25 protein-coding genes and 1 tRNA gene are annotated in these 25,471 nt (G+C 73.6%); 11 read left to right on the forward strand and 15 right to left on the reverse strand.

Annotated elements, in window-relative coordinates; all coding sequences use genetic code 11:
* Positions 1-27 precede the first annotated feature (27 nt).
* Positions 28-849: a trehalose-phosphatase gene (otsB, locus tag DEH69_RS14090; protein WP_258534664.1), complete on the reverse strand. Its 822-nt coding sequence runs from the start codon at positions 847-849 to the stop codon at positions 28-30.
* A 10-nt stretch (positions 850-859) separates the two neighbouring features.
* Positions 860-1,129 (reverse strand): DUF3263 domain-containing protein, encoded by a 270-nt coding sequence (locus tag DEH69_RS14095; RefSeq protein ID WP_113687289.1) that lies wholly within the window; start codon positions 1,127-1,129, stop codon positions 860-862.
* Positions 1,130-1,355: 226 nt separating this feature from the next.
* Between DEH69_RS14095 and DEH69_RS14100 the strand changes: the two genes are divergently transcribed.
* The 4 genes from DEH69_RS14100 (at position 1,356) to DEH69_RS14115 (ending at position 5,381) form a co-directional block, all read left to right on the forward strand.
* Complete coding sequence (locus DEH69_RS14100) at positions 1,356-2,294, forward strand: SIS domain-containing protein (RefSeq protein ID WP_113687290.1); 939 nt, start codon at positions 1,356-1,358, stop codon at positions 2,292-2,294.
* A 74-nt stretch (positions 2,295-2,368) separates the two neighbouring features.
* Positions 2,369-3,361 (forward strand): ROK family protein, encoded by a 993-nt coding sequence (locus DEH69_RS14105; protein ID WP_258534665.1) that lies wholly within the window; start codon positions 2,369-2,371, stop codon positions 3,359-3,361.
* The gene (gene nagA, locus DEH69_RS14110; protein WP_113687291.1) at positions 3,358-4,515 is read left to right on the forward strand and encodes an N-acetylglucosamine-6-phosphate deacetylase; all 1,158 of its coding nucleotides are present in this window, start codon (positions 3,358-3,360) and stop codon (positions 4,513-4,515) included. Before DEH69_RS14105 ends, nagA begins: the two co-directional genes overlap by 4 nt.
* Complete coding sequence (locus tag DEH69_RS14115; RefSeq protein ID WP_113687292.1) at positions 4,512-5,381, forward strand: class II fructose-bisphosphate aldolase; 870 nt, start codon at positions 4,512-4,514, stop codon at positions 5,379-5,381. The genes nagA and DEH69_RS14115 overlap by 4 nt, the downstream gene beginning before the upstream one ends.
* Here the strand turns inward: DEH69_RS14115 and DEH69_RS14120 are convergent.
* Both DEH69_RS14120 and cdgB read right to left on the reverse strand, forming a co-directional pair.
* On the reverse strand, positions 5,362-6,324 hold the full coding sequence (locus tag DEH69_RS14120) for a hypothetical protein (protein WP_113687293.1): 963 nt from the start codon (positions 6,322-6,324) through the stop codon (positions 5,362-5,364). The genes DEH69_RS14115 and DEH69_RS14120 overlap by 20 nt on opposite strands.
* 99 nt (positions 6,325-6,423) lie before the next feature.
* On the reverse strand, positions 6,424-8,043 hold the full coding sequence (gene cdgB, locus DEH69_RS14125; protein WP_113687294.1) for a diguanylate cyclase CdgB: 1,620 nt from the start codon (positions 8,041-8,043) through the stop codon (positions 6,424-6,426).
* Between the two features lie 204 nt (positions 8,044-8,247).
* Here cdgB and DEH69_RS14130 point away from each other — a divergent pair, with 204 nt between their 5' ends.
* A complete protein-coding gene (locus DEH69_RS14130; protein WP_258534666.1) occupies positions 8,248-8,805 on the forward strand; it encodes a flavin reductase family protein in 558 nt (185 codons plus the stop codon).
* Positions 8,806-8,846: 41 nt separating this feature from the next.
* Here DEH69_RS14130 and arfB read toward each other — a convergent pair whose 3' ends face one another.
* A complete protein-coding gene (gene arfB / locus DEH69_RS14135; RefSeq protein ID WP_113687403.1) occupies positions 8,847-9,287 on the reverse strand; it encodes an alternative ribosome rescue aminoacyl-tRNA hydrolase ArfB in 441 nt (146 codons plus the stop codon).
* Positions 9,288-9,428: 141 nt separating this feature from the next.
* Between arfB and DEH69_RS14140 the strand changes: the two genes are divergently transcribed.
* Positions 9,429-10,004 (forward strand): TerD family protein, encoded by a 576-nt coding sequence (locus DEH69_RS14140; protein ID WP_113687296.1) that lies wholly within the window; start codon positions 9,429-9,431, stop codon positions 10,002-10,004.
* A 76-nt stretch (positions 10,005-10,080) separates the two neighbouring features.
* Here the strand turns inward: DEH69_RS14140 and DEH69_RS14145 are convergent, their stop codons facing one another.
* Positions 10,081-10,746 (reverse strand): pentapeptide repeat-containing protein, encoded by a 666-nt coding sequence (locus DEH69_RS14145; RefSeq protein WP_258534667.1) that lies wholly within the window; start codon positions 10,744-10,746, stop codon positions 10,081-10,083.
* A 110-nt stretch (positions 10,747-10,856) separates the two neighbouring features.
* Here DEH69_RS14145 and DEH69_RS14150 point away from each other — a divergent pair, with 110 nt between their 5' ends.
* Positions 10,857-11,861, forward strand: coding sequence for a zinc-binding dehydrogenase (locus DEH69_RS14150; RefSeq protein WP_113687297.1), 1,005 nt, complete (start codon positions 10,857-10,859; stop codon positions 11,859-11,861).
* Positions 11,862-11,980: 119 nt separating this feature from the next.
* Here the strand turns inward: DEH69_RS14150 and DEH69_RS14155 are convergent, their stop codons facing one another.
* Together DEH69_RS14155 and DEH69_RS14160 are read right to left on the reverse strand one after the other, a co-directional pair.
* The gene (locus DEH69_RS14155) at positions 11,981-14,119 is read right to left on the reverse strand and encodes an alpha-galactosidase (RefSeq protein WP_113687298.1); all 2,139 of its coding nucleotides are present in this window, start codon (positions 14,117-14,119) and stop codon (positions 11,981-11,983) included.
* A gap of 149 nt (positions 14,120-14,268) precedes the next feature.
* Positions 14,269-14,345 (reverse strand) — tRNA-Thr (locus tag DEH69_RS14160).
* Between the two features lie 211 nt (positions 14,346-14,556).
* Between DEH69_RS14160 and DEH69_RS14165 the strand changes: the two genes are divergently transcribed.
* The 3 genes from DEH69_RS14165 to DEH69_RS14175 all read left to right on the forward strand — a co-directional run bounded on the left by DEH69_RS14165 (position 14,557) and on the right by DEH69_RS14175 (position 17,228).
* On the forward strand, positions 14,557-15,696 hold the full coding sequence (locus DEH69_RS14165) for an ABC transporter ATP-binding protein (protein ID WP_113687299.1): 1,140 nt from the start codon (positions 14,557-14,559) through the stop codon (positions 15,694-15,696).
* Between the two features lie 254 nt (positions 15,697-15,950).
* The gene (locus DEH69_RS14170) at positions 15,951-16,352 is read left to right on the forward strand and encodes a hypothetical protein (protein WP_113687300.1); all 402 of its coding nucleotides are present in this window, start codon (positions 15,951-15,953) and stop codon (positions 16,350-16,352) included.
* 147 nt (positions 16,353-16,499) lie between these two features.
* On the forward strand, positions 16,500-17,228 hold the full coding sequence (locus DEH69_RS14175) for a nucleotidyltransferase family protein (protein ID WP_113687301.1): 729 nt from the start codon (positions 16,500-16,502) through the stop codon (positions 17,226-17,228).
* A gap of 177 nt (positions 17,229-17,405) precedes the next feature.
* Here DEH69_RS14175 and DEH69_RS14180 read toward each other — a convergent pair whose 3' ends face one another.
* The 7 genes from DEH69_RS14180 to DEH69_RS14210 form a co-directional block, all read right to left on the reverse strand.
* The gene (locus DEH69_RS14180; RefSeq protein ID WP_113687302.1) at positions 17,406-19,004 is read right to left on the reverse strand and encodes a DoxX family membrane protein; all 1,599 of its coding nucleotides are present in this window, start codon (positions 19,002-19,004) and stop codon (positions 17,406-17,408) included.
* A 127-nt stretch (positions 19,005-19,131) separates the two neighbouring features.
* Positions 19,132-20,082 carry a 23S rRNA (guanosine(2251)-2'-O)-methyltransferase RlmB gene (rlmB, locus tag DEH69_RS14185; protein WP_113687303.1) on the reverse strand — a complete coding sequence of 317 codons (951 nt, stop codon included), beginning with the start codon at positions 20,080-20,082 and terminating at the stop codon, positions 19,132-19,134.
* A 17-nt stretch (positions 20,083-20,099) separates the two neighbouring features.
* Positions 20,100-21,491, reverse strand: a complete 1,392-nt coding sequence (gene cysS / locus DEH69_RS14190; protein WP_113687304.1) for a cysteine--tRNA ligase — start codon at positions 21,489-21,491, stop codon at positions 20,100-20,102.
* 97 nt (positions 21,492-21,588) lie between these two features.
* Positions 21,589-21,999, reverse strand: coding sequence for a PPOX class F420-dependent oxidoreductase (locus DEH69_RS14195; protein WP_113687305.1), 411 nt, complete (start codon positions 21,997-21,999; stop codon positions 21,589-21,591).
* A gap of 75 nt (positions 22,000-22,074) precedes the next feature.
* On the reverse strand, positions 22,075-22,620 hold the full coding sequence (gene ispF / locus DEH69_RS14200; RefSeq protein ID WP_113687306.1) for a 2-C-methyl-D-erythritol 2,4-cyclodiphosphate synthase: 546 nt from the start codon (positions 22,618-22,620) through the stop codon (positions 22,075-22,077).
* Positions 22,610-23,377, reverse strand: a complete 768-nt coding sequence (ispD, locus tag DEH69_RS14205; protein ID WP_113687307.1) for a 2-C-methyl-D-erythritol 4-phosphate cytidylyltransferase — start codon at positions 23,375-23,377, stop codon at positions 22,610-22,612. Before ispD ends, ispF begins: the two co-directional genes overlap by 11 nt.
* Before the next feature lie 294 nt (positions 23,378-23,671).
* Positions 23,672-24,154: a CarD family transcriptional regulator gene (locus tag DEH69_RS14210; protein WP_049563928.1), complete on the reverse strand. Its 483-nt coding sequence runs from the start codon at positions 24,152-24,154 to the stop codon at positions 23,672-23,674.
* Positions 24,155-24,607: 453 nt separating this feature from the next.
* Here DEH69_RS14210 and DEH69_RS14220 point away from each other — a divergent pair, with 453 nt between their 5' ends.
* On the forward strand, positions 24,608-25,420 hold the full coding sequence (locus DEH69_RS14220; RefSeq protein ID WP_113687308.1) for a DUF461 domain-containing protein: 813 nt from the start codon (positions 24,608-24,610) through the stop codon (positions 25,418-25,420).
* Positions 25,421-25,471 lie beyond the last annotated feature (51 nt).

Genomic DNA, 25,471 nt, shown 5'->3' on the forward strand with positions numbered 1-25,471 from the left:
GGCCCCACTGCGCCCCGACCCGGCCGCTCAGCCGAAACGGTCGGCCAGGGCCGCCAGGAGACCGGCGATCCCCTCGGGCCCCTCCACCGTCACATCCGTCGCCGCGGCCAGCTCCGCGACCTCGGCGCTTCCGCTGCACACGCGCAGGCCCGCCACGCCACGCTCGCGCAGCTCGGCCACCGCGGCGAACGCCGCGAGGTCGCCCAGGTCGTCGCCCCCGTAGAGGACCGCGCGCGCGTCCGTCTCGCGGACGAGGGCCTTCAGCGCGGCGCCCTTGTCGCTGCCCGGCGGGCGCAGCTCGATGACGAGGCGGCCCGGCTCGACGGCGAGGCCGTGGCGGGCGGCCAGCGCGGCAAGCGGCTCGCGCAGCGCGGCGAACGCGCCCTCGGGGTCGGGGGCGCGGCGGGTGTGGACGGCGAGCGCGTTGCCCTTGTCCTCGACGAACGCGCCCGACTCGGCGACCAGCCCAGGGAGTTCGGCACGCGCGGCAATCACGCCCCGGTGCGGGGGCGGGGTGCTCAGCTCGCCGGTGGCCGCGTCCCAGCGCTCCGCGCCATAGGCGCCGAGCACGACGAGGCCCGCGAGTTCGGGGTGCCCCGCGAAGCCGCCGAGGCGCACGGCGACCTCGGCGGGGCGGCCCGTGACGACGGCGACCGCAGCGACCCGCCCCGCCACGCGCGCGAGCGCGGGCACGGCGGCGGGGTGGGGGCGCGCCCGCTCGGGGTCGGGGACGATGGGGGCGAGCGTGCCGTCGAAGTCGAGGGCGATCAGCGCGCGTTCCGGCTGGTCGAGGAGAGCGGAGAGTCCGGCGCGTCCGGCGTCCGTGGTGGGTACGGGAAGGCTGCCCATGTACATGACCTTACCGGCGGCGGCGCCTGGCCTCCCTGAGCCTGCGCAGGCGGTTCACCGTCACGGGGTCGTGCGCGAGCGCGCGCGGGTCGTCGAGCAGGGCGTTGAGCAGCTGGTAGTACCGCGTGGGCGAGATGCCGAGGCGGTCGCGGATCGCGCGCTCCTTGGCGCCTGGGCCAGGCCAGGAGGCGCGTTCGACAGCGAGGACGGCCCGCTCGCGCTCGGACAGTCCCCCCTCGTCGCGCCGCTCGCGCTCCTCGCGCTCACTGCCGCCGGTCACGGCGGAAGTCTAGGTCCTGTTGTGAAAGTAGCGCCGTCCGCCCGAAGGGCGTGCCCTGTGGCGTCTGGTGCGTGCGATCGCAAGGCGCCGGATCGCCCTCGTGCTCGGGGGCACCTCCCGGACGAAGTCCGGGGGAGCACTTGGGTGATTCGGCAACGCAGCGAGTGCGCGTGCCAGGCGTCGCGGGGCAGGAGGGACTTTCACAGCAGGGCCTAGGCTGCGGGGCATGGTCACCGAAGAGCCGCGTTCCGCGTACCCCGAAGGCCCCCGCACCGCCGTCGAGTTGGCCAGCCAGCCGGAGTGCTGGCGCCGTGCGCTCGGGGAGCTGTCCTCGTACGCCGAAGCCCTGCCGCGCCCTGGGGAGCGGGTGGCGGTGACCGGGTGCGGGACGTCGTGGTTTATGGCGCAGGCGTACGCGGCGCTGCGCGAGGCGGCCGGTGGGGGCGAGACGGACGCGTTCGCCGCCTCCGAGTTCCCCGTGGGGCGCGCGTACGACCGGGTGGTGGCGATCACGCGCTCCGGCACGACGACGGAGGTGCTCGGCCTGCTGGGCGCGCTGCGCGAGGCCGGGTCGGGAACGCCGGTGGTCGCGCTGACCGCGGACCCCGAGGCGCCCGTGGTGGGGGCGGCGGAGCGCGTCGCGGTGCTCGCGTGGGCGGACGAGGAGTCGGTGGTGCAGACGCGGTTCGCCACCACGGCGCTCGCGCTGCTGCGCGCGGGCCTGCCGGGCGGCGCACGCGCCGTGGAGGGCGCGGCGGCCGACGCGGAGGCGGCGCTCGGCGCGGAGCTCGCGCCCGAGGTGCTTGCGGCGGATCAGTGGACGTTCCTGGGCACGGGCTGGGGGTATGGGCTCGCGCTCGAGGCCGCGTTGAAGATGCGGGAGGCGGCGGGGGCGTGGACGGAGGCGTATCCGGCGATGGAGTACCGGCACGGGCCGGTGTCGATCGCGGCGCCCGGGCGGGTGGTGTGGGTGTTCGGGGCGGCGCCCGACGGGCTGGCCGACGACGTGGCGGCCACGGGCGCGACGCTGGCCGCCGAGCCCGCCGCCGACCCGATGGCGCGGCTCGTGGCGGCGCAGCGCCTCGCGGTGGCGGTGGCCCTGGCGCGGGGGCTCGATCCCGACAGGCCGCGCCATCTGACGCGTTCGGTGATCCTGCCGGGCTGATTTGCCCTTCCCGGAACGCGATCTCCGCGTAGTGGACTAGACCTCTTCCCCCGTCAGGGGCGAGACTTGCGCCTGTGAGTGACAACTATGTGATCGCCCTCGACGTGGGCGGCACCGTGTTCAAGGCCGCCCTCACCGGGGAGGACAACGCGCCGCTGTACGAGGCCCGTCGGCCCACCGGGGGCACCGGCGGGACGGGCTCGGTGGCCGACGCGATCCTCGACTTCGCCGCCGAGCTGTACGCGACGGGCGTGGCGCGCTTCGGCCGCCCGCCGTCGGCCGCGGGCGTGGTGGTGCCGGGGATCGTGGACGAGAAGGCGGGCGTCGCCGCGTACTCCGCGAACCTCGGCTGGCGCGACCTGCCGCTGCGACGCCTGCTCACCGAACGGCTCGACGGGATCCCCGTGGCGCTCGGCCACGATGTGCGCGCCGGAGGGCTCGCGGAGGGGCGCGTCGGCGCGGGCGCCGGCCATGAACGTTTCCTGTTCATCGCGCTGGGCACCGGCATCGCCGGGGCCATCGGCATCGAGGGGCGCGTCGAGCCGGGGGCGCACGGGGGCGCGGGGGAGATCGGCCATGTCATCGTGCGCCCCGGGGGCGCGCGCTGCGGCTGCGGCCAGCGCGGCTGCCTCGAAACGGTGGCCTCGGCCGCCGCGATAGGGCGCGCCTGGGCTGCCGCGTCGGAAACGCCGGGCGCCACCGCGGCCGACGCGGCCCGCGCCGTCGTGGCGGGCGACCCGCGCGCCGCGTCCCTGTGGCGGGACGCCGTGGACGGGCTCGCCGACGGCCTGCTGACGGGCGTTCGGCTGCTCGACCCCGGCGTGGTCGTCGTGGGCGGCGGGCTCGCCGAGGCGGGCGAGACGCTGCTCGCGCCGCTGCGCACCGCGCTGGCCGCCAGGACGACGTTCCAGCAGGTCCCCGAGATCCTTCCCGCGGCCCTCGGCGACGCCGCGGGCTGCCTGGGCGCGGGGCTCATCGCCCTGGACCTCGCGAGGGACGAGCGCGCACGCCGCGCCCCGCTCGAAGAACTCCCCCAACTCCCCACATCAGCGGAGGTTTCCCCGTGACGAAGCGCACCGTGCTCTCCGGCGCGAAGGTGGTACGGCCCACCGGGGTCGTGGAGGGCGGCAGGGTGACCGTCGAGGATGGCCGCATCGCGGCGGGGCGGCGCGACGAGCCTGAGGGGACGGGGGGCGGGGTCGAGGTGATCGACCTGGCGGGGCACTGGGTGCTGCCCGGCTTCGTCGACATCCACGTACACGGCGGCGGGGGCGCGTCGTTCTCCTCGGGCACCGCCGAGGAGGCGCTGCGGGTGATCGAGACGCATCGCGCGCACGGCACCACGACCATGCTCGCCTCCACCGTGACCGGCGACCTCGGCGACCTCGCGGGGCAGGCGGCCGTGCTGTCCGAGCTGGTCGAGCAGGGCGAGCTGGCGGGGATCCACTTCGAGGGCCCGTTCATCTCGGCCCGGCGCTGCGGGGCGCACGAGCCCGCGCTGCTGCGCGACCCCGATCCCGCGGCGGTGCGCAAGCTGATCGACGCGGCGCGCGGCACGGCGCGCATGCTCACGCTCGCGCCCGAACTCCCCGGCGGCATCGACTCGGTGCGGCTGCTCGCCGAGCAGGGCGTGCTCGCGGCCGTCGGCCACACCGACGCCCCGTACGAGACCGTGCGCGACGCGGTGGACGCGGGCGCGACGGTGGCGACGCACCTGTTCAACGCGATGCCGCAGCTGGGCCATCGCGCCCCTGGGCCGATCGCGGCGCTCCTCGACGACGAGCGGGTCACCGTGGAGCTGATCAACGACGGAACGCATCTGCACCCGGCCGTGCTCGCGCTGGCCTTCCGCTCCGCGGGGCCCGACCGCGTCGCGCTCATCACCGACGCGATGGGCGCGGCGGGGATGGGCGACGGGCTCTACCCGCTGGGCCCGATGGAGGTCGAGGTGCGCGACGGCGTGGCCAGGCTGACCGAGGGCGGCGCGATCGCGGGCTCGACGCTGACCCTCGACCTGGCGTTCCGGCGCGCGGTGACGGTCGACGGGATCGCCGTCACCGACGCGGTGCGGGCGCTGTGCGCGACCCCGGCACGGCTGCTCGGCCTCTCCGACCGGGTGGGCTCGATCGAGGAGGGCAAGGACGCCGATCTCGTGGTGCTCGACGGCGACTTCGCGCTGACCGGCGTGCTGCGCAAGGGCGAGTGGCTGGTGCGCCCATGACCCTGGTGCCGTGTGGAGGGCTGCTCGACGAGGCGCGCGCCGGGGGGCGCGCGCTGGTCGCGTTCAATGTCATCACGCTCGAACACGCCCAGGCCGTCGCCGCGGGCGCGGGCGCGGTAGGGGCGCCCGCCGTGCTGGCCGTGTCGCAGAACGCCGTGGCGCACCACGGCGGGCGGCTCGCCCCGCTCGCCGCCGCGCTGGTGGCGCTCGCGCGCGACGCGCCGGTGCCGCTCGCGCTGCACCTCGACCATGTGACCGACGAGGCGCTGCTGCGGCAGGCGCCATCGGCGGGCTTTGGCTCGGTGATGTTCGACGGCTCGCGCCTGCCCTACGGCGAGAACGTCGCGGCCACGGTGCGCGCGGCCCGCTTCGGGCGGGCCAACGGGCTGCTGGTGGAGGCCGAACTCGGCCGGATCGGCGGCAAGCCTGGCGACGCGCACCTGCCGGGGGTGCGCACGGACCCCGACGAGGCGGTGGGGTTCGTGACCGCGACCGGCGTGGACGCGCTCGCGGTCGCGGTGGGCAGCAGCCACGCGATGACCGCGCGTACCGCCGCGCTCGACCACGCGCTGATACGGCGGCTGCGGTCGGCCGTCGCGGTGCCGCTGGTGCTGCACGGCTCGTCCGGGGTGCCGGACGGGGAGCTGCGGCGGGGGGTGGCGGCCGGGCTCACCAAGGTGAACGTGGGCACCGCGCTCAACGCCGCGCTCACCGGCGCCGTGCGCGAGGGCCTGGCCGCCGACCCTTCGGGGGTGGACCCGCGCCCGTGGCTCGCGGCGGGCCGGGCGGCGATGACGGCCGTGGTGGAACGCTTCCTGCGCGCGCTGTGCCCCCCGCAGGGCGGCGTCAGCCCTGGTGCTCGGTGATGGCCAGGCCGTCGATCAGCACGTCGCACTGGGCGGTGCAGGTGAGCTGGACGATGTTCTCGCCCTGGTCCAGGTCGACCAGGTTGTAGGTGTCGAACCAGCTGTTCTCCCACTCGCTGATGTCGCCGTTCCAGTCCCTCAGGTTGATGGGGTCCTCGCGAGGGGTCCCATTGATCGAGAAGGACATCGTCTGATCGTTGGCGACCGCGGCGTAGTAGGTGGTGAGCCGGTACTGACCGGGCTCGCCCTGGAAGTCAAAGGTCCAGGTGATCGTGGAGTTCTGCTGGTTCTGGACCCGCACATAGGCGCCGTCGTCGGAGCGCGCGCCCTCCACATCGGCCTGGAAGCCGATGCCGCCCGCCAGCTCCAGCTCGGTCACGGCGGCGGCGGGCAGGCCCTCGGGCTCGGCCTCCTCGTCGCTCGGCTCGTCCGTCGGCTCGTCGCCGCCCTCGTCGTCACCCGAGCCGCCCGTGGGCTCTGACGTCGTCTCGTCGCCCGCGGCGTTCTCGTCCTCGCCGCCGCTGAACAGGATCGCCGCGCCCACGCCCAGCACCACCGCGAGCACGACGGCGATCGCGCCGATCAGCAGCCCGTCGCGCCGGGGCTCGGGATCGACCCTGCGGCGGTCGGGCCGACCGCCCTCGGGCGGCCCCCCGCCCACCTGCGTCTCGGGGGCGGCGTAGTACGCGTCGGGGCGGTGCTGCTGGGGCTGCTGCTGGTACGCCGAGGGGGAGGGCTGCGTCGCGTAGGAGCCGCCACCCTGCTGCCGGTAGCCCTGCTGGCCGCCGAACGTCCGCTCCCCCACCGGGCGGACCTGGTGATACGACGGCTGCCGCGGCTGCTGGGGCTGCGGCTCGCCGCCCTCCGGGCGATACAGGTACGCGAAGGGGTCGTCGCCGCCCTCGTCGGGCGTGCCCCTGCCGCCGGTGTGCCCCGCGCTCATCGGCTTCCGCTCCTTAAGTGACGCACTGTCCCCCGTGATGTCTCCGCGCGAGCCTACCCCTTTCGGGGGAAGCAGCCCGAACTCCTGGCCCCACCCCGGTCAGCCCGCGCGGCGCCTGCCCTGCGACCGCGAGCGCTTCTCGACGTACATGCGCTGGTCGGCCGACTCAAGGACCTCCTCGGTGGTCATCCCGCAGGCCGCCCAGCCGATCCCGAAGCTCGCGCCGACCCGCACCGCGCGGCCCTCGACCCGGATGGGCGGGATGATGCCGTTGCGCAGCCGCACCGCCAGGTCGGACGCCTCCGCGGGCCCCAACCCCTCCGCCAGCACGACGAATTCGTCGCCGCCGAGCCGGGCGACGGTGTCGTTGTCGCGCACGCCCTGCTCAAGGCGCCTGGCAACCTCGATCAGCACCGCGTCGCCACAGACATGCCCGAACCGGTCGTTGATGGACTTGAATCCATCGAGATCGCAGAAGAGAACGGCCAGACCCTTGCCGTCCCCGCCTGGCTCGTCAGGGGCGACCACGTGCTCGTGGTGGTCGTAGTGGCGGCGGCGCGGCGTGCCGAAGCCCTCGAACGCGTCGACCGCCCCCGCCGCGGGAAGCCCGTGCACGCCCGCGTGCCCGAACGGGTCGGGCGCCCGGTCGCAGATCCGGCTGCCCAGGCGGGCCTTGAGCTCGGCGCTGTTGGGCAGCCCGGTCAGCGAGTCATGGCTCGCCCGGTGCGCGAGGGCCAGCTCGTGGCGCTTGCGCTCCTCGATGTCCTCGACGTGCGTCAGCTGCACCTGCGGCCCGTCGGCCGCGTCCGCCACCACGGAGTTGCGCAGGGAGACCCACACATACGAGCCGTCCCTGCGCGCGAGCCGCAGCTCGGCGCGCCCGCCCTCGGCCGACGTGCGCAGCAGCACGCCCGTGTCCTCGGGGTGCACGAGATCGGCGAAGCTGTAACGCCGCAGCACCGCGCCTGGCCGCCCGAGCAGCCTGCACAGCGCGTCGTTGACCTTGATCAGCCGCCCGTTGGCCTCCCCGCCCACCTCGGCGATGGCCATGCCGCTCGGCGCGTACTCGAACGCCTGCCTGAAGCTCTCCTCGCTCGCCCGCAGCGCCTGCTGGTCGCGTTCGAGGCGGATGAGCGCGCGCTGCATGTTGCCGCGCAGCCTGGCGTTGCTCACCGCTATGGCGGCCTGCGACGCGTACAGCTGAAGCGCCTCGCGCCCCCAGGGCCCGGGGCGGCGGCCGTCGCGCGGCCTGTCCACCTCGAGAACGGCGAGCAGCTCGCCGTCGGGCGCGTACATCGGCGCGAACAGGCGGTCCATCGGGTGCCACTCGTCGGGATACCTCGGCGCGGGCCCCGTGATGTGCCACTGCGGAACGTCGTCGTGGTCGAGGACCCAGCCCTCGGTGTAGGGGATGAAGCGGAGCTCGCCCCAGCGCTCGCCCATCTCCAGGCGCCGCTCCCAGGACTCCCGGGAGCCGGTGCGCCCCGCAATGGCGGCCTCGGCGTCGTCGTTGCCCGCGACGGCGGCCACCACGAGGTCGCCGTCGGGCTTGACCAGGTTGACGGCGGCGAGCTGGAAGCCGAGGGCGGCGTCGACCGCGCCGTCGGCGATGGTCTGCAAGGTGTCCGCCATGCTGCGGGCGGTGTTGAGCTTTGCGACGACCTGGTGCAACTCTCGCAGTGAGGCGAGGCGCACATAAGGCTCCGTCTCCGTTTCCATCACTCCCCCGGGCGCGAAATGCACGTGCAGATACACAGGCCACTGAATCACAGGGAGCTGCTTGCTCGGTACACAGGGTCAGCGATTAGTCGCCTACTGTGATTCATGTCACAGTGCGAAAGTGCTCGGTCGCGGGATGTAGGACGACCTAGGTCTCGCACTGGTTCCCTGGTCCGATGCCCGCCCGGGGCGCGGGGAGTTACGGTGTGCGCCGTGTCCCTACCTGCCCGAGAGCACCCGGCCGTGCCCCATTCTGGAGGAGTGAGCGACGAGGAGTTCCGCGGCGCCCTCTCCCGGCTCGCGGCCGGGGTCGTGCTGGTGACCGCGCACGACGACGAGGACGGGCCGAGCGGCGCCCCCGCGGGCATGACGGCGACCGCGTTCATGTCGGTGTCCCTCGACCCGCCGCTCGTGCTGGCGGGCGTGCGCACGGGCTCGCGCATGGACGACGTGCTCGAACGCCAGCCGCTGTGGGCGGCGTCCCTGCTCGGGGACTCCCACCGCGCGACGGCGGGCCGCTTCGCGATGAAGGGGCGGCTCAGCGACCGGCTGCTGTTCAGGGACGTGCCGCACCGGCTCGGCGAGGTCACCGGGGCGCCGCTGCTGACCGACGCGCTTGCCACCGTCGAGTGCAGGACCGAGCAGCGCGTGGCCGCGGGCGACCACACCCTGGTGATCGGCCGCGTGCTGGCCGCCGAGCTGCCGGCGACGGGCGCGGGACCCCTGCTCTACTACCGGGCGGCCTACCGCTCGCTGGGCTGAGGGAGCGCTCCCCCGGGGCGCTGCCCCGCTCACTCCCAGGCTCACTCCCAGCCGCCCCGGCGCGACCTGCCGCGCTTCACCTCGGCGCGGCGGCGCTTGTCCGCGAGGCGCCGCTCGGTCACCCGGCGCGGCGTGCCGCGTGGCCTGCGGGCCCTGGGCGGCGGCGCGGACGCCTCGGCGAGGAGCGAGGCGAGGCGGCGCGCGGCCGTCTCGCGGTTACGCCACTGCGAGCGGTGCTCGCTCGCGCGGACCGCGAGAACGCCGTTGTGCAGGCGCCCGGCGAGCCGGTCGAGGGCGCGCTCCTTCCACACGTCGGGCAGCGCGCGGGTGGCGCCGAGGTCGAAAAGGACCTCGACCTGGCTGTCGCTCGTGTTGACGTGCTGCCCACCCGGCCCCGACGACTTGGAGAAACGCCAGCGGAGCTCGGACTCGGGGAGCGAGACGGAGCCGCGGATGACATAGGGGCCGGACATGCGTTCCATGGTCCCCCGCTCGGCCGCGCCTCGCACGCCGGTTTTCCCGAAACCCGCGTGGAACCCTCCTCCCCCCTCACATCGTTGGGGACAGTGAGAGTAACGTCATCGCAAAGGCGACCCTGAGCGACATGGAATAAGGGGATCTACATGGGTGTGAGCCTGTCCAAGGGCGGCAACGTCTCGCTGAGCAAGGAGGCCCCCGGCCTGACAGCCGTCACCGTCGGTCTCGGCTGGGACGTCCGCACCACGACCGGTGCCGACTTCGACCTGGACGCGAGCGCCCTCGGCGTGAACGCGGCGGGCAAGATCGTGTCGGACCAGCACTTCATCTTCTACAACAACCTGAAGTCGCCCGACGGCACGATCGAGCACACCGGCGACAACCTGACGGGTGAGGGCGAGGGCGACGACGAGCAGATCAAGGTCAACCTCGCCGGGCTCCCCGCGGAGGTCGACAAGATCGTGTTCCCGGTGTCGATCCACGACGCCGACAACCGCGGCCAGAACTTCGGCCAGGTGCGCAACGCGTTCATCCGCGTGGAGAACCAGTCGGGCGGCGTCGAGCTGGCGCGTTACGACCTGACGGAGGACGCGTCCACCGAGACCGCCATGGTCTTCGGCGAGCTGTACCGCAGCGGCGCCGAGTGGAAGTTCCGCGCGGTCGGCCAGGGCTACGCCTCAGGACTCGCGGGCATCGCCCAGGACTTCGGCGTCAACGTCTGAGCCTGAGCCGACGCCTCGGGCGACAGAAGGCCCCCCGGCGCTCCGGGGGGCCTTCTCCGTCCCCGCCCCCGCGGGGTCAGTCGGCCACCCGCACGCCGAGCTCCGCCGCCAGGTGCGGCGCCAGGTCGAGCAGCTGGCCCGGCGTGATCACCGCGCCCCTGAGCCGGTCGGCGCCGCGCAGCAGGCTCAGCCAGGCCGCGCCCCGCAGGTCCGTGTCCTTGCACGTCGCCGCCGTCAGATCGACATCGCGCAGGTCGCAGCCGTCGAACGAGACGCGCTCAAGACGCGCGCCCCCGAAGTCCGGCTCGGCCAGGACGCAGTCGCGGAACGTGACATCGGTGAGCGTGGCCTGGCGGAGGTTGAGGTAGTCGATCTTGCCGCCCTCGATCAGCACGCGCTGGAGCGTGGCGCCGCTGAGCTGTATACCGCCGAGCCTGGCGTCCCTGATCTCCACGTCGCGCAGCGACGCCTCCGAGAGCGCTGTGCCGACGCCGCGCACATCCGTGAGCAGCGTGTCGACGAGCCGGGCGCGCTTCAACCCCGCCGCGTCGAGCACGCATCGGCGCAGCGCGCAGTCGAGGAAGCTCGCCCCCGGCGCCGCCGCGTCCGTCAGGTCGAGCCCGTCGAACTCCACCCCGTCGTAGTCCCCCGAGGGCTCCAGGCGCTCGCCGTCGAACGGGCGCAGCTCGGGGAGGGTCACATCAGGGCGCCGCGGGGGCTTGACCACATCTCGTTCCGCCATGCGCCCCATCCTGCCGCCCGCCACTGACAACGCCTCCTTGACTTCAAGAGAGCTTGAAGTAGCAAGCTGCCTCACAGGCCACCACCGGGGGAGCGAGAGGAAGAACGCCCATGCACGCCGTCCGTCTGCACGCCTTCGGGCCGCCGGAGAACCTCCGTTACGAGGAGGTGCCCGACCCCGAGCCAGGGCCTGGGCAGGTGAGGATCGCCGTGGCGGCGGCCGGGGTCCACGTCGTGGACACCGCGCTGCGCGCGGGCCCGCTCGGCGGGGCCTTCCCCGTGCCCGAGCTGCCCACCGTCCCGGGCCGCGAGGTCGCGGGCACCGTGGACGCGGTGGGCGACGGCGCCGACGCGTCATGGCTCGGCCGCCGCGTGGTGGCGCACCTGGGCATGGCCCCGGGCGGCTACGCGGAGCTGGCCGTCACCGGCGCCGACCGGCTGCACGCGCTCCCCGACGGGGCGCGGGAGGACCACGCCGTCGCCATGGTCGGCACTGGGCGCATGACGATGGGCATCCTGCGCTTCGCCGACCCAGGGCCTGGCGACACCGTGCTCGTGCTGGCCGCGGCCGGGGGCATCGGGGCGCTCCTTGTGCAGCACGCCAAGCGGCGCGGCGCGGCCGTGATCGGGGCCGCGGGCGGCGAGGCCAAGGCCGCGGCGGTCGCCGACCTGGGGGCCGACCTGGCCGTCGACTACACGCGCGAGGGCTGGGCGGACCGCGTACGGGGGGCCTATGGCGACCGGCCCATGAGCCTGCTCTACGAGGGCGTGGGCGGCGCGAACGCTCTGGCGGCGCTGCGGCTGCTCCGCCCCGGAGGCGTCCATGTCACCTATGGCTCGTTCTCGGTCGAGCCGGGCGCGGGCGCGACGGCCGCCCTGCCCGAACGCGAGGCGGCCGAGCGGGAGATCGTCTCGCGCCCGGCGCTCGGGCAGCCGCTGCTGGACAGGATCGGCGGCCGGGAGAACCTGCCGGTGCTCGAGCGCGAGTCCCTGGCCGCGCTGGCCTCGGGCGCCCTCACGCCCTTGACGCACCACTTCGCGCTGTCCGACGCGGCCAGGGCCCATTGGGCGATCGAGACCCGGGCCACCGTCGGCAAGGTCGTGCTGGTTCCCTGACCGTACGGGGGCGGTCAGGGACCGAGCCGACATCACCGCCAAACGATCAGCCGCAACAACGGTCGGCCGCAACGACCAGCCGCAACGACCAGCCGCAATAACGATCAGCCACCCAACGATCAGATCCGGACGGCCTCGATCAGCACCAGTCGCTCGGGCCACTGGATGGGGGCGCGCACCCCGACCGTCGCCAGGGCGCGCCCCGGCAGCGTCACGCCCTCGTTCCACCAGGGCAGCGTGGCAGCGCGCGACCCCGCGAGCCGGTCGCCGGGGGCCAGCGGCGCGACCCGGTAGGTGGCGTCGGGGTCGAGCCCCGGCAGCGTGACGCGCCCTGGCGGCGAGACGGCGCTGGTCGCCATCTGCACCCAGGCGTAGACGGCGCGCGAGCGGTCGTGAGCCACCACGCCGTGTGTCCACAGCGCCGGGTCCGGGTGGTCGCCGCGTACCACGGCGCCGCCGTGCAGCAGCGGGCGCAGCCGCTTGTACAGCGCGATCCACTCGGTGAGCGCCGCCCGGTCCTCCGGTGTCGAACGCGTCAGGTCCCACTCGATGCCGAAGTGCCCGAACAGCGCGGTCCCCGCCCTGAAGCCCAGGGCGTGCGTGCGCCCCGTGGTGTGCGCCGTGGGCGCCCCGACGTGCGCGCCCATCAGCTCGGGCGGGAGCAGCAGGCCGGTGAAGCGCTGGATCTGCTGGCGTTCGAGCGCGTCGATGCAGTCGCTCGTCCACACGCGGTCGGTGCGCTCCAGGATGCCGAGGTCGACGCGGCCGCCGCCCGACGAGCAGGACTCGATCTCCAGGCCGGGGTGCCGCGCGCGCAGCTCGTCGAGCAGCCGGTAGACGGCCTCGGTCTGGGCGTGCACGCCGGCGCGCCCCGTGGGACTGTGGCCCGCGTCGACCAGGTCGCGGTTGTGGTCCCACTTGAGATAGGTGAGCTCGTACTCGGTGACCAGCGCGTCAAGGCGCTCCAGGATGTAGGCGTACGCGCCGGCGTGGCCGAGGTCGAGGACCTGCTGGTTGCGCGACTCGGGCGGCAGCCGGTCGCCGGTGGCCAGGATCCACTCGGGGTGGGCGCGGGCCAGGTCGGAGTCCGGGTTGACCATCTCGGGCTCGACCCACAGGCCGAACTCGATGCCGAGCGACCGCACATGGCGGGCCAGCGGGTGCAGCCCCCCGGGCCACACGCCCTCGTCCACATACCAGTCGCCCAGGCCCGCGCGGTCGTGGCGCCGCCCCCTGAACCAGCCGTCGTCCAGCACGAACCGCTCCGCGCCCACCTCGGCCGCGAGGTCGGCCAGCTTGGTGAGCTTGCCGAGGTCGTGGTCGAAGTAGACGGCCTCCCATACGTTGAGCGTCACCGGGCGCGGCGTGCGCGGATGGCCCTCACGCCCGCGCAGATAGCCGTGGAAGCGGGCGGCCAGCTCGTCGAGGCCGCGCCCCCAACTGCCGTAGACCCACGGGGTCGTGTACGACTCGCCCGCGCCCAGCGCCAGCTCACCCGCGAGCAGCAGCTCGCCGCCGCCCAGGATCGCGGCCCCGGTGTGGGTGCGCTCGGCCAGCGAGCGCTGGTTCCCGCTCCAGGCCACGTGCACGCCCCAGACCTCGCCCGACCTGAAGCCGAAGCCGCGCTCGCCCGCGACGTGCACGGTGGCCGCGTCGGTGCCGGTGCGGCCCTTGCGGTTCTCGCGCAGATGCGTCCCGATGGTGAACGCGTGCCGCTGCGGGGTGCGTTCGCGCAGGTGCCGCCCGGTCATGTCGAGTATCTCGGTGGCGCGCTCGGGCACGGGCAGGGTGAGAAGCACCCCGGAGAGGGCGAACGGCGCGCGATCGGCCGCCGCCGTGCTGCTCACGGTGGCGCGCTGGCGCACAAGGCCGCTTGCGGTCAGCTCGATCTCCAGGCGGAGTACCAGCGCGGCCGTGCGGTCCTCGGCGGTCACCGTGAGCGCCCGCTCGGCGGCCTCGACGGAGGTGACCGCGAACGCCGTGGAGAAGTCGGCGCCCGCGCGGTGCCCCGTCAGACCAGGGGTACCGAGCCAGCCCGCCGACTGCTCGGGCAGCACCGCGACGGGGACGACGACATCCACGTTGTTGGAGGCGGTCTGCGGGACCTCCGCGCGGGCGAGCGCGGCGAGAACGCCCTGGTCGAGCCCGTCTCCCAGGTCATCCCCCCAGTGCAGGATCCGGGGCAGCCCCGCGCCGGTGCAGTCCAGCACGAGGCTGGTGCCGGCGGAACGGAGGTGGACGAGGGTCCCGTCGCGCATCTGTCATCCCCTGATCGATCCTGTTGAGACATGCGCGTTATTTCTATGGTCGGACATCGAGGCCCGTCAAGGGAGATCCCGGGCGCGAGGGGGCGGCCGAGCGGCGCGAACGGGCCCGGTGCGGGCCCGCGCGGGGGGTGCGGAGAGTGTGGAGCCGCCTGTCGGATTCGAACCGACGACCTGCTGTTTACAAGACAGCTGCTCTGGCCGACTGAGCTAAGGCGGCGACGGCTGGTCCAGGGTACACGGGCGCGAACAGCCGGTCGGTGGACGCGTAGGACGTCGCACCGATCATGCGATCACTATTTTTGCGCACCGGCTACTGACTTTCCCACCCGTTTCGAGTTAGGTTCACTCAGCGTCCATTTACATGGCCGTCACACCTTCCTACTCGGATCGTCCGGCACGTTCCTGCCGGTAGAAGGAGACAGAGAGACATGGCTACGGTCACCTATGACAAGGCCACCCGGATCTACCCCGGGTCCGAGGTCCCCGCCGTCGACCAGCTCGACATCGAGATCGCGGACGGCGAGTTCCTCGTGCTGGTCGGCCCCTCCGGCTGCGGCAAGTCCACCTCCCTGCGCATGCTCGCGGGTCTCGAGGACGTCAACGGAGGCTCCATCCACATCGGTGACCGTGACGTCACCCACCTGCCGCCGAAGGACCGGGACATCGCGATGGTGTTCCAGAACTACGCGCTGTACCCGCACATGACCGTGGCCCAGAACATGGGCTTCGCGCTCAAGATCGCCGGGGTCAACAAGACCGACATCCGCGCGAAGGTCGAGGAGGCCGCCAAGATCCTCGACCTCACCGAGTACCTGGACCGCAAGCCCAAGGCGCTCTCCGGTGGTCAGCGGCAGCGTGTCGCGATGGGCCGCGCGATCGTGCGTGAGCCGCAGGTGTTCCTCATGGACGAGCCGCTGTCGAACCTCGACGCCAAGCTCCGCGTCCAGACCCGTACGCAGATCGCGGGACTTCAGCGGCGCCTCGGCGTCACCACGGTCTATGTCACCCACGACCAGGTCGAGGCCATGACCATGGGCGACCGGGTCGCGGTCCTCAAGGACGGCCTGCTCCAGCAGGTGGACAGCCCGCGCAACATGTACGACAAGCCCGCGAACCTCTTTGTGGCGGGCTTCATCGGCTCCCCCGCCATGAACCTGGTCGAGGTCCCGATCGCCGACGGCGGCGTCAAGTTCGGCAACAGCGTGGTCCCCGTCGAGCGCGCCGCGCTCAGCGAGGCCCAGGCGAAGGGCGACACCAACGTCGTCGTCGGCTGCCGCCCCGAGCACTTCGTCGTGGTCAACGGCGAGAGCGACGGCGCCGCCTCGGGGCTGGCCAAGGCGGACGAGAAGAAGGAGGCGGGCCTCGCCGTCACCGTCAACGTCGTCGAGGAGACCGGCGCCGACGCGTACGTGTACGGCACCGCCGAGTTCGGCGGCGACATCAAGGACCTGGTCATCCGCGTCGACAGCCGCGACGTCCCTGAGAAGGGCGCCAAGCTGAACGTCGTGCCGCGCCCCGGCGAGACCCACGTCTTCGCCGCCGGTTCCGGCGAGCGACTGAGCGACTGACCAGTTGAGCGACTGAGCAGTTGAGCGACTGAGCAGTTGAGCGACTGAGCACCGGGCGGCTCCCCCGCCGCCCCTGTGTCAGGGCCATGAGGGCCGTGTTTCCGCACACGTTGCGGAAACACGGCCCTTCGCTCGTCAACGGCCCATCGAAAACCTGGGACAGCGTCACCCGCGAGGGTGGCGGAAGGTATCCCCACCACTACTCCTCGCTACCATTCTCCAAGCCCGTCACCGTCTCGCGAGGAAGACCTCAAGTGAATCAGGCACTCCGACACATCGGCAGAAGTCTCGCCATCGCCCTCCCGGCCGTCCTGGTGCTCTCCGGGACCCTCGCCGTCACCCACGTCCCCTGGGCGGGCACGCCCACCGAGACGCAGATGCTGACCGCCTCGGCCGAGCAACAGCGGCAGGCGCCCGAGGACTTGCTGCGCGACCGGCTGGTCACCACGCTGCGCGCGGAGGACCCGGGCGCCGCGCTCACCGAGCTCCAGCGGGCCGTCGACCGCGACCCGGCCCTCGCGCCGCACTGCCAGGACATCGCCAGGGCGCTCGGCGAGGCGGCGGTGGAGAAATACGGCAGCCCCCAGCGCGCCCAGCAGCACGCGCGCCCCGTGTGCGACACCGCGTACGCCTCGGGCGTCGCCGCCGCCGACTGACGGCCGACTGACGGCCGACCGACCGCCGACCAGGCGCCGACCCGGGTCCGACCGACCGCAGACCGGGGGCGCCCGACGACACGGCCGACGACTGAAGGGCCGCACCCGGCCGTTCTCCGCGATCACCGCACCGCATAGGCTGCCCGCATGACGCAAGCCCCGCTCGACGCCCCGCAGCCGACGCAGGCCGTGGTCCTGGCCGGGGGCCAGGGCTCGCGGCTGCGCCCCTACACCGACGACCGGCCCAAGCCGATGGTGGAGATCCCCGGCACCGGGGTGCCGATCATCGGCCACCAGCTCGCCTGGCTCGCCGCCGAGGGCGTCACGGACGCCGTCGTCTCCTGCGGGCACCTCGCCGAAGTCCTCCAGGAGTGGCTGGACTCCGCCGAGCTGCCGCTGCGCGTCACCACCGTCGTGGAGCACGAGCCACTGGGCCGCGGCGGCGGCCTCAAGCACGCCGCCGCCGCGCTGCCGCGCCCCGACGAGCCGTGGTTCGCCACCAACGGCGACATCTGGACCCGCTTCTCGCTGCGTGAGATGTCCGAATTCCACGAGGAGCGCGACGCGTTGGCCACCCTCGCGCTCGCCCGCCCGCGGATCCCCTGGGGCGTGGTCGAGACGGACGAGTTCGGCCATGTCCTCGACTTCATCGAGGCCCCGCCATCGCCCTATCTGATCAACGCCGGGATCTATGTCTTCGCGGCCGAGTTCACCAAGCTCCTGCCGGACCGCGGCGACCACGAGCGCACCACGTTCCCCCGCCTCGCGAGGGAACGCAGGCTCGCGGGCTTCCCGTTGCCGCAGGGCGCGTACTGGCGGGCCATCGACACCGCCAAGGACCTGACCCAGGCCGCGCGCGAGCTGACGACCCCGTAGGCTCCCCCGTCCCGTCCGTGACCTCGCGCATCGAACGCTCCTCAGGCAGCGGACGGCGGCCACCGGGGAGCCGCGGCGCGTCCGGCGGCGGCAGCCGGGCCAGCTCGCCAACTCCGGGCGGCCGCCTGCCGGTCGCCCGCGCGGCGCACCCGTGGATCACCTACCCCAGAAGCTCACCTAGCCGAGCAGCCCGCCGATAGGGCTGAGGCTGCTCCCGTCCCCCCCTTCCTCGGTGGACGGGCTCTCGTCGACGGCCTCCCCGCCGTCGCCCGCGCCGGGCGACGAGGGCGCCGCGGGCTCCTCGGGAACATGCGGGTCGGGCGCGGCGGGCTGCTGCGGCGCGGGAACGGTCTGTTCGGCGCTCGGGGAGCTCTCCCCCGGCGCGTCCGTGCCCGGCGTGCCAGGGGCGCCGCCCTCCTGGCCGCGCGGGCTCTCCTCGTCGCCCGCGCCCCGCTCGTCGGGCGACGCCGACTCCTCGGGCGAGGCGCCGCGCTCCTCGCGCCGCTCGGGCTCGTCGCGGTCCCGCTCGGGCGCCTCGTCCTCGGGCAGCGGCTCGCCCGGAAGGTGGTTGCGCGGCGGCTCGCCGGGGCCTGGCAGCGTCGGGAAGCGGTCGGAGCGCACCGCGCTGCCGAGCAGCGAGCCGATCAGCAGCGCGAGCCCGACCAGCAGCGTGGCCAGGGCCGCGCCCCTGCGCAGCACCCGGTGGCGCAGATCGGCGAGCGGAACGCGCGGCCCCAGCCTGCGCCACGCCTCGCTCGCCAGGCGCGCGTCGAGCGAGTAGACGGGCGCGCCCGCGATCAGCAGCGGCGACCAGGCGGCGGCGAGGAACAGGTCGGGGGCGTCGTACGCGGGCCCGTTCCGCCAGCTGACGGTCACGAGCAGCGCGAGCGACAGCAGGACGCCGATCCCCGCGGCCAGCCGCTGCCAGAGCCCGAAGAGAGTGAGCACGCCGATGATGATCTGGGTGAACGCCACGGTCAGCCCGGCGCCCACCGGGTGGGAGAGCGCCCACTGGTACAGCGGGTCGGCCGCGCCCCACGGGTGGAGTGACGCGAGCCACGCGTTGAGCGACCCCCGCTCGCCGCCGTCGAAGTAGACGGGGTTGGTGAGCTTGCCCATCCCGGCGTAGATCGCCATGAAGCCCAGCACAAGGCGCAGCGGCAACAGCACGACGCCCAGGCTGAGATGGCGCCCCGGATAGTACGCCTGCCGCGCGTCGGCGCGGTGCTGGCGCGGCTCGGGGCGCGTGGCCGCCCCGAGCGCGGCGCCGCCCTCGGGTCCCGCCCCGGCGCCCTCGGCGTACGCGTCGTGGACATCGCCGTGGACATCCCCATGGGCATCGCCGTGCACACCGTCGCGGGCGCCGCCGCCGCGCGCCGCGGGCAGCAGCCGCGTCGACTCGGAGGGCTGCGGCGCACGGGGCCCGACCACGGGCGGGCGCGCGCCCGCGGAAACGCGCGGGAGCACCCGGGTCGCGCTCTCGGCGCGCGCGTCCCCCGCCTCACGCACGGCGCGCAACAGCGTGCTCGCGCCCGCGTCACCCGGCGCGCTGCGTCCCGACCACACCAGCGGGCGGCGGCGCCCCGCCGCGGGGATCCGGGGCAGCTCCCCCGTGTCGGGGACCGCGATGCTCACGGGCGGCGGGGTGGCGAGCCGCACCCGGAAACTGGCGTGGTTGACGACGACCTGGGCCGGGTCGGACGGCACCTTGACCGTGCTCAGCACCGGCTCGTCCAGCGTGAGGCCGCCGCGGGGTGTTCTGGTGTCCACACTCATCTAACCGAGTGACACACGCAGAAGACACTGCCTTGACTCAGACGGGACCGAACTCTGTCGGCGCCCCTCAAGACCCGTCAGACCCGTCAGACCCTTCGGGCCGGACCCTTCGAACGCGCCGCGCGGATCAGCGGCGGCGGGCCGCCTCGTACAGCACGATCCCGGCCGCCACACCGGCGTTGAGGCTCTCGGCACCGCCCGGCATCGGGATGCGCGCGCGGATGTCGCACGTCTCCCCGACGAGCCGGGACAGGCCCCTGCCCTCGCTGCCGACCACGATGACCACGGGCCCGCCGAGCGCGTCGACGTCGCCGAGCTCCCTCTCGCCGTCCGCCGCGAGGCCGACCACGGTCAGCCCCGCCCTCTGGTAGTCCTTCAGCGTGCGCGTGAGGTTGGTGGCGCGGGCGACCGGCGTGCGCGCCGCGGTGCCCGCCGAGGTCTTCCACGCACCCGCCGTCATCCCGGCCGCGCGCCGCTCGGGCACGACGACGCCATGGCCGCCGAACGCGCTGGCCGAGCGGACGACCGCGCCGAGGTTCCGCGGGTCGGTGACCCCGTCGAGCGCCACGATCAGCGGGTCGGCGCCCGCGTCGGCCGCCGCGTCCGTCAGGTCGTCGGGGTGGGCGTACTCGTAGGGCGGGACCTGGAGGACAAGGCCCTGGTGGTTCAGCCCGCCGGTGATGCGGTCGAGCTCGGGGCGCGGCGCCTCGAGCAGGTGCACATCGCCCCGCTCCATGGCGAGCTTGACGGCGTCGGTGACGCGGTCGTCGCTCTCCAGGAACTGCTGCACATACAGCGTGGTCGCGGGAACGCCGCCGCGCAGCGCCTCGAACACCGGATTCCGGCCGACGACCAGCTCGGACGGCGACGTGCCGCCGCGCCGGGCCGCGGCCTTGCGGCCCGCGTCCTTGCGGGCGCGCAGCTCGGCCGCGCGCTTCTTGGGGTGGCCGGTGCGGGCCTCGGCCGGGGGCGTGGGCCCCTTGCCCTTGAGGCCGCGGCGGCGCTGGCCGCCGCTGCCGATCTGCGGCCCCTTCTTCTGGGACGTACGGCGGTTGCGGCGCTGGCTGTTGCCTGGCATGGGTGGTCCGGTCCTTCTCAGCTGAGGTCCCAGCGGGGACCGTCGGGGGTGTCCTCGATCACCAGGCCAGCCGAGGTCAGCTCGTCCCTGATGGCGTCCGCGGTGGCGTAGTCCTTGCGCTCGCGGGCGGCCTGCCGCTGGCTCAGCACGAGGCCGACCAGCGTGTCGACCGCCGCGGCGAGCTGGTCGCCGCGCCCGCCCGCGCCCGCCCACGGCGCGGCGAGCGGGTCGAGGCCGAGCACGCCGAGCATGGCCCTGACCTGACCGGCGAGCGAGGCGACCGACTCCTTGTCGCCCTCGGCGAGCGCGGCGTTGCCCTGCCTGACGGTGGTGTGCACGGCGGCGAGCGCCTGGGGAACGCCCAGGTCGTCGTCCATCGCGGCGGCGAAGTCGGCGGGCACGGCGGCGGCGGGGGCGATGTCGCCGACCTGCTCGACCGCGCGGTCGACGAAGCCCTCGATCCGCGTGAACCCGGCGTCGGCCTCGGCGAGCGCGGCCTCGCTGTACTCGATCATCGAGCGGTAGTGGGGGGTGCCGAGGTAGTACCGCAGGACGATGGGCCGCCAGCGCTTGACCATCTCGCCGACGAGCACGGAGTTCCCGAGCGACTTGCTCATCTTCTCGCCGCTCATGGTGACCCAGGCGTTGTGCGTCCAGTACCGGGCGAACGTGTCCCCCGCGGCCTTCGACTGCGCGATCTCGTTCTCGTGGTGCGGGAAGATCAGGTCGATCCCGCCGCCGTGGATGTCGAACGCCTCGCCCAGGTAGGTGTGGGCCATGGCCGAGCACTCCAGGTGCCAGCCGGGGCGGCCAGGGCCCCAGGGGGTCTCCCATGTGGGCTCGCCCGGCTTGGCGGCCTTCCACAGCGCGAAGTCGCGCGGGTCGCGCTTGTCCGCCTCGCCCTCGCCGCCCGGCTGGAGGAGGTGGTCGAGCTCCTGGTTCGACAGCTGGAGATAGCCGGGGAAGGAGCGCACATCGAAGTAGACGCTGCCGCCCGCGGGATAGGCGTGACCGCGGTCGATCAGGGTGCGCATCAACGCGATCATCTCCGGGACATGACCGGTCGCGCGTGGCTGGTAGGTGGGCGGGAGGCAGCCGAGCGCGGCATAGGCGTCATCGAACGCGCGCTCGTTCTCGTAGCTCAGTGACCACCACGGGCGCCCCTGGTCCGCGCTCTTCGCCAGGATCTTGTCCTCGATGTCCGTGACGTTGCGGATGAAGACGACCTGATATCCGCGGTAGGCGAACCAGCGGCGCATGATGTCGAAGTTGACCCCGGACCTGACGTGCCCGATGTGGGGGGCGGCCTGGACGGTGGCGCCACAGAGGTAGATCGAGACACAGCCCGGCGTGAGCGGGACAAAGTCACGGATCTGCCGGGCACTGGTGTCGTACAGGCGAATGGTCACGCGTCAAGAGTAGTGGGAGGAGGGTGACCCCCGCGCCGTCGCGTGGCACGGGGATCGTGAAGCGTCATGTACACGCCATATTTGGCCGCCGCGCGGCTCAGACGATGCCCTGGCCGACGATGCGCTCCGCCGTGACCCGCACGACGACGCGGGGGGTTTCCTGCGCGGCCGAGGCGTTGAACTCCGCGTACTTCTTACCGACGTACTTCAGGGCCAGGTCGTCGATCAGCTCCTGGCCGCCCTCGGTCGTCAGCTCGGCCTTTCCGTAGACGGTGGCGTAGCTGTAGGGGGCATCGGCGGGGAGCACCTGCACGGTGACGCGCGGGTCACGGCGCAGGTTACGCTCCTTGCTGCGCCCGACGGTGGTCGAGATCAGCAGGTCGTCCCCGTCCCGCTTGACCCAGACGGGGGTGAGCTGGGGACTGCCGTCCCGCTGGATGGTCGCAACGGTGACGAACACCTTGCTGTCGAGCACCGCCTTGAGGCCCTCGGGGAGCGTGACTGCCACGGTGACACCTTTCTTGAGGTTCCTTCCGAGTCGTTGAATCTGGCACAACTCCCTCGGCGGCGCCAGACCGCCTCTTCAGGAACCTAGTGCCGCGGGTCCCGGCAGCACCAGCGCGGTGGCGATGGCGGCCAGGCCCTCGCCTCGCCCGGTCAGCCCGAGGCCGTCGGTCGTGGTGCCGGAGACGGAGACGGGCGCGCCCCCGAGCGCGTCGGAGAGCGCGCGCTGCGCCTCCGCGCGCCGCTTGCCGACGCGGGGGCGGACGCCGATGACCTGGATGGCGACGTTGCCGATCTCGAACCCCGCGGCCCTCACGATCCTGGCCGCCTCGCCCAGCAGGGCGACGCCCGAGGCGCCCGACCACTCGGGGCGGTCGGTGCCGAAGTGCTCGCCCAGGTCGCCGGTGCCCGAGGCGGAGAACAGCGCGTCGCACGCGGCGTGCGCCGCCACGTCGCCGTCGGAGTGCCCCGCGAGCCCGAACTCCGCGTCGGGCCAGTGCAGTCCGGCGCACCACAGCGCGCGCCCCGGCGCGAAGGCGTGCACATCGGTGCCGATCCCCACGCGCGCTCCAAACGCTCCGAACGCTCCGGAATCTGTCTCACGCGCACCCGTCTCAGAAGCCATCGTTGAGCCTCCTGCGGGCGAGCACGGCCTCGGCGAGCACCAGGTCGAGCGGGCGGGTCACCTTGAACGCCTCCTCATGGCCGGGGACCAGGACGACCGGCACCCCGAGCCGTTCGACGAGCCCGCCGTCGTCGGTCGCGGCGGCCTCCGCGTCGTCGGCCAGCCGCTCATGCGCCTTGACCAGGGTGGCGCGGTCGAACCCCTGGGGCGTCTGCACCGCGCGCAGGAGCGAACGGTCGGGGGTCGCCACGACCGGCTCGGACGCGCCGTCGGCCGCCGGGGCGGCGATCCGCTTGACGGTGTCGGTCACGGGCAGCGCGGGGACGACGGCCGGGGCGCCCGCGTGGACGGCGGCGGCGACCGCGTCCACGGTGTCCACGGGAACGAGGGGGCGGGCCGCGTCGTGCACCAGCACCACCTCGATGTCGTCGGGGAGCGCGTCGAGCCCGAGCCTGACGGACTCCTGGCGGGTCGCCCCTCCGGCCACGACCATCTGGTCCACGCCGGGCGGCGGGGGGTGCTCGTCGAGCAGGGAGCGGACGGCCCCGGTCTCGGCGGCCGGGGCCACGACGACGACCAGGACGACGGCACGCGCCCTGGCCATGGCGTGGGCGGCGTGCACCAGCATCGGGGTGCCGCCGAGCGGGCGCAGCGCCTTGGGGAGGCCGGGGCCGAGGCGGACGCCACTGCCCGCCGCGGGAATGACGGCCGCGGTGCGGGGCAGCGGGGCGCGGGCTTCAGGTGTGGTGTCTGTCATTGGGTGACGGGTGCAGGTTTGTTTGCAGGGTGGTGTTGGGTATGGCCTGAGCGTGCCGGGCACCACACGACCGGACCCTTCCGTGACAGCCGGTCGGAGGAGCTGCACGGGCCCGGCACATCGTTCGAACGATCCGTACATGCGGCAGCGCCCGTATGGCACAGGGGATGCCTCCGGGCGCTGCGGCACGTTCGTCGTCGCACGCGAAGCGGGGTCAGAAGCGGGGTCAGGTGGCTGCCGTGAGTCGCGTGGCCCGCGTGGGTCGATGGGGAAAGGCGGGTGGGCCCACGACCGTCAGGAGGCGAGCACCTCGTCGAGCAGGGACTCGGCCTTGTCCTCGTTCGTCGCCTCGGCGAGAGCCAGCTCGCTGACCAGGATCTGCCGGGCCTTGGCGAGCATGCGCTTCTCACCGGCGGACAGGCCGCGCTCGCGCTCGCGGCGCCACAGGTCGCGCACGACCTCGGCGACCTTGATGACGTCGCCCGACGCCAGCTTCTCCAGGTTCGCCTTGTACCGCCTCGACCAGTTGGTGGGCTCCTCGGCATACGGCGCGCGCAGCACCTCGAAGACCCGGTCGAGCCCGTCCTGGCCTACCACGTCGCGGACACCGACCAGCTCGGCATTTTCCGCCGGGACACGCACTTCCAGGTCCCCCTGGGCGACCTTCAGCACCAAGTAGGTCTTGTCCACGCCTTTAATCTGGCGAGTTTCGATGGCCTCGATCAGCGCGGCCCCGTGATGGGGATAGACCACGGTGTCGCCAACCTTGAACGTCATGTGACAGGTACCCCTTCCGTGGCTCTCCATGCTAACACGGGAAGAGTCCCCTTTGAATGACGTTTTCCCAGGTCAGGACACATCTCGGGGGTTGACAAGCGCCCCGGTGCCGTGCTTCGGCGGGCCGGACGCGGCGGGTATCCGCAGGTGAGGGGGGCGATTGCGGCGTGGGGCAGTTCGCCGATCTACGTCCGAAAGAAGACAAGAAAGTTCGGTTGACCTTGGAAAGGCGTCCGTTTTGTCCCAGTTGGCGGAAAGTGGTCGGCGCGTCTCCGCCCGCCCGTCGAATTGAGCGCGGGCGCGCGGGGGGAACAGCCCCGGAAAGAGGGCCCGTCGGCGAATTCACCGGGGTTCACCCGCGTTCACTTCAGGGGCCGCCCGGGGCGGCCGAAAAGCGCTTGGGTACCCTGTGCCCGATAGATCACCAGCACCGTCCGAGGAGATGCCGCCGCCGTGAGCAGCAGCCTTCGACGCGGCGTCGCCGCCGCCTTCTTCGCGTTCTCCACCGCGGCCGCGCTGTCGGCCTGCGGGGCGGGCAACGACGCCGAGACCGGCAAGACCAGGCCGGACAACGCCACCGCCCAGGTGGACGACATCAAGGTGCAGAGCATCAACGTCGTGCTGCCCGAGGGGCGTGAGAGCCCGGGGGGCGTCACCGGGCGGGTGTTCAACGACGGCAGGACCGACCAGGTCCTCGAGGCCATCACGCTCCCCGACTCCGACCAGCGGGTCGAGCTGATCCCCGCCGAGGGCGAGAGCGAGGTCGTCGTCCCGGCCCGCGGCTCCGTCGCGCTGGGCGGCGAGGGCAATGTCACGGCGCTCATCCCCGACCCGGCGGCGGGCGGCATCGCGCTCGGCGACGCCGAGCAGCTGGTCTTCGTGCTGAGCGAGACGGGCGAGATCCCGCTCTCGGCGCGCGTCGTGCCGGACAACGGCACGTTCGAGCACTTCGCCGACTGGGCCCCGACGGCCACGCCCGAGCCCGAGCCGAGCGAGACGCCGGAGACGCCGGAGGGCACCGAGGACGGCGCCACCGAGGGGACCGGCGAGACCGGCGAGACCGAGGGGACCGGCGAGACCGAGGGGATCGGCGACGGAGCCCCCGGTGACGTGGAGGGCGCGACCGGCGACCCGGAGAACCCCGAGGCCCCCCAGACCCCGGGTGACGCGACGGGCGGCGGCGAGACCGGCGACGAGGGCACCGCGGACGGCGGGGTCGACGAAGGGACCGTCGGCGACGAGGCGGACGACGGCACGCTCGGCTGAGCCCCTGGCGCGGAACGCCGGTGCCGCGGCGTCACGACGTCGGGGCACCGG

It is taken from the genome of Streptomyces sp. PT12 (assembly GCF_003311645.1).
In the GTDB taxonomy this organism is placed as follows: Bacteria; Actinomycetota; Actinomycetes; order Streptomycetales; family Streptomycetaceae; genus Streptomyces.

Excerpts from the sequence above, each read along its gene's own strand:
- DEH69_RS14145 (WP_258534667.1), bottom strand. The coding sequence starts at position 10,746 with ATGGCGGAACGAGATGTGGTCAAGCCCCCGCGGCGCCCTGATGTGACC.
- ispD (WP_113687307.1), bottom strand. The coding sequence starts at position 23,377 with ATGACAGACACCACACCTGAAGCCCGCGCCCCGCTGCCCCGCACCGCG.
- DEH69_RS14180 (WP_113687302.1), bottom strand. The coding sequence starts at position 19,004 with ATGAGTGTGGACACCAGAACACCCCGCGGCGGCCTCACGCTGGACGAG.
- DEH69_RS14120 (WP_113687293.1), bottom strand. The coding sequence starts at position 6,324 with ATGAGCGCGGGGCACACCGGCGGCAGGGGCACGCCCGACGAGGGCGGC.
- ispF (WP_113687306.1), bottom strand. The coding sequence starts at position 22,620 with ATGGCTTCTGAGACGGGTGCGCGTGAGACAGATTCCGGAGCGTTCGGA.
- DEH69_RS14115 (WP_113687292.1), top strand. The coding sequence starts at position 4,512 with ATGACCCTGGTGCCGTGTGGAGGGCTGCTCGACGAGGCGCGCGCCGGG.
- DEH69_RS14175 (WP_113687301.1), top strand. The coding sequence starts at position 16,500 with ATGACGCAAGCCCCGCTCGACGCCCCGCAGCCGACGCAGGCCGTGGTC.
- DEH69_RS14210 (WP_049563928.1), bottom strand. The coding sequence starts at position 24,154 with ATGACGTTCAAGGTTGGCGACACCGTGGTCTATCCCCATCACGGGGCC.
- DEH69_RS14155 (WP_113687298.1), bottom strand. The coding sequence starts at position 14,119 with ATGCGCGACGGGACCCTCGTCCACCTCCGTTCCGCCGGCACCAGCCTC.
- DEH69_RS14140 (WP_113687296.1), top strand. The coding sequence starts at position 9,429 with ATGGGTGTGAGCCTGTCCAAGGGCGGCAACGTCTCGCTGAGCAAGGAG.
- DEH69_RS14165 (WP_113687299.1), top strand. The coding sequence starts at position 14,557 with ATGGCTACGGTCACCTATGACAAGGCCACCCGGATCTACCCCGGGTCC.
- otsB (WP_258534664.1), bottom strand. The coding sequence starts at position 849 with ATGGGCAGCCTTCCCGTACCCACCACGGACGCCGGACGCGCCGGACTC.
- DEH69_RS14150 (WP_113687297.1), top strand. The coding sequence starts at position 10,857 with ATGCACGCCGTCCGTCTGCACGCCTTCGGGCCGCCGGAGAACCTCCGT.
- arfB (WP_113687403.1), bottom strand. The coding sequence starts at position 9,287 with ATGGAACGCATGTCCGGCCCCTATGTCATCCGCGGCTCCGTCTCGCTC.
- rlmB (WP_113687303.1), bottom strand. The coding sequence starts at position 20,082 with ATGCCAGGCAACAGCCAGCGCCGCAACCGCCGTACGTCCCAGAAGAAG.
- cdgB (WP_113687294.1), bottom strand. The coding sequence starts at position 8,043 with ATGGAAACGGAGACGGAGCCTTATGTGCGCCTCGCCTCACTGCGAGAG.
- DEH69_RS14100 (WP_113687290.1), top strand. The coding sequence starts at position 1,356 with ATGGTCACCGAAGAGCCGCGTTCCGCGTACCCCGAAGGCCCCCGCACC.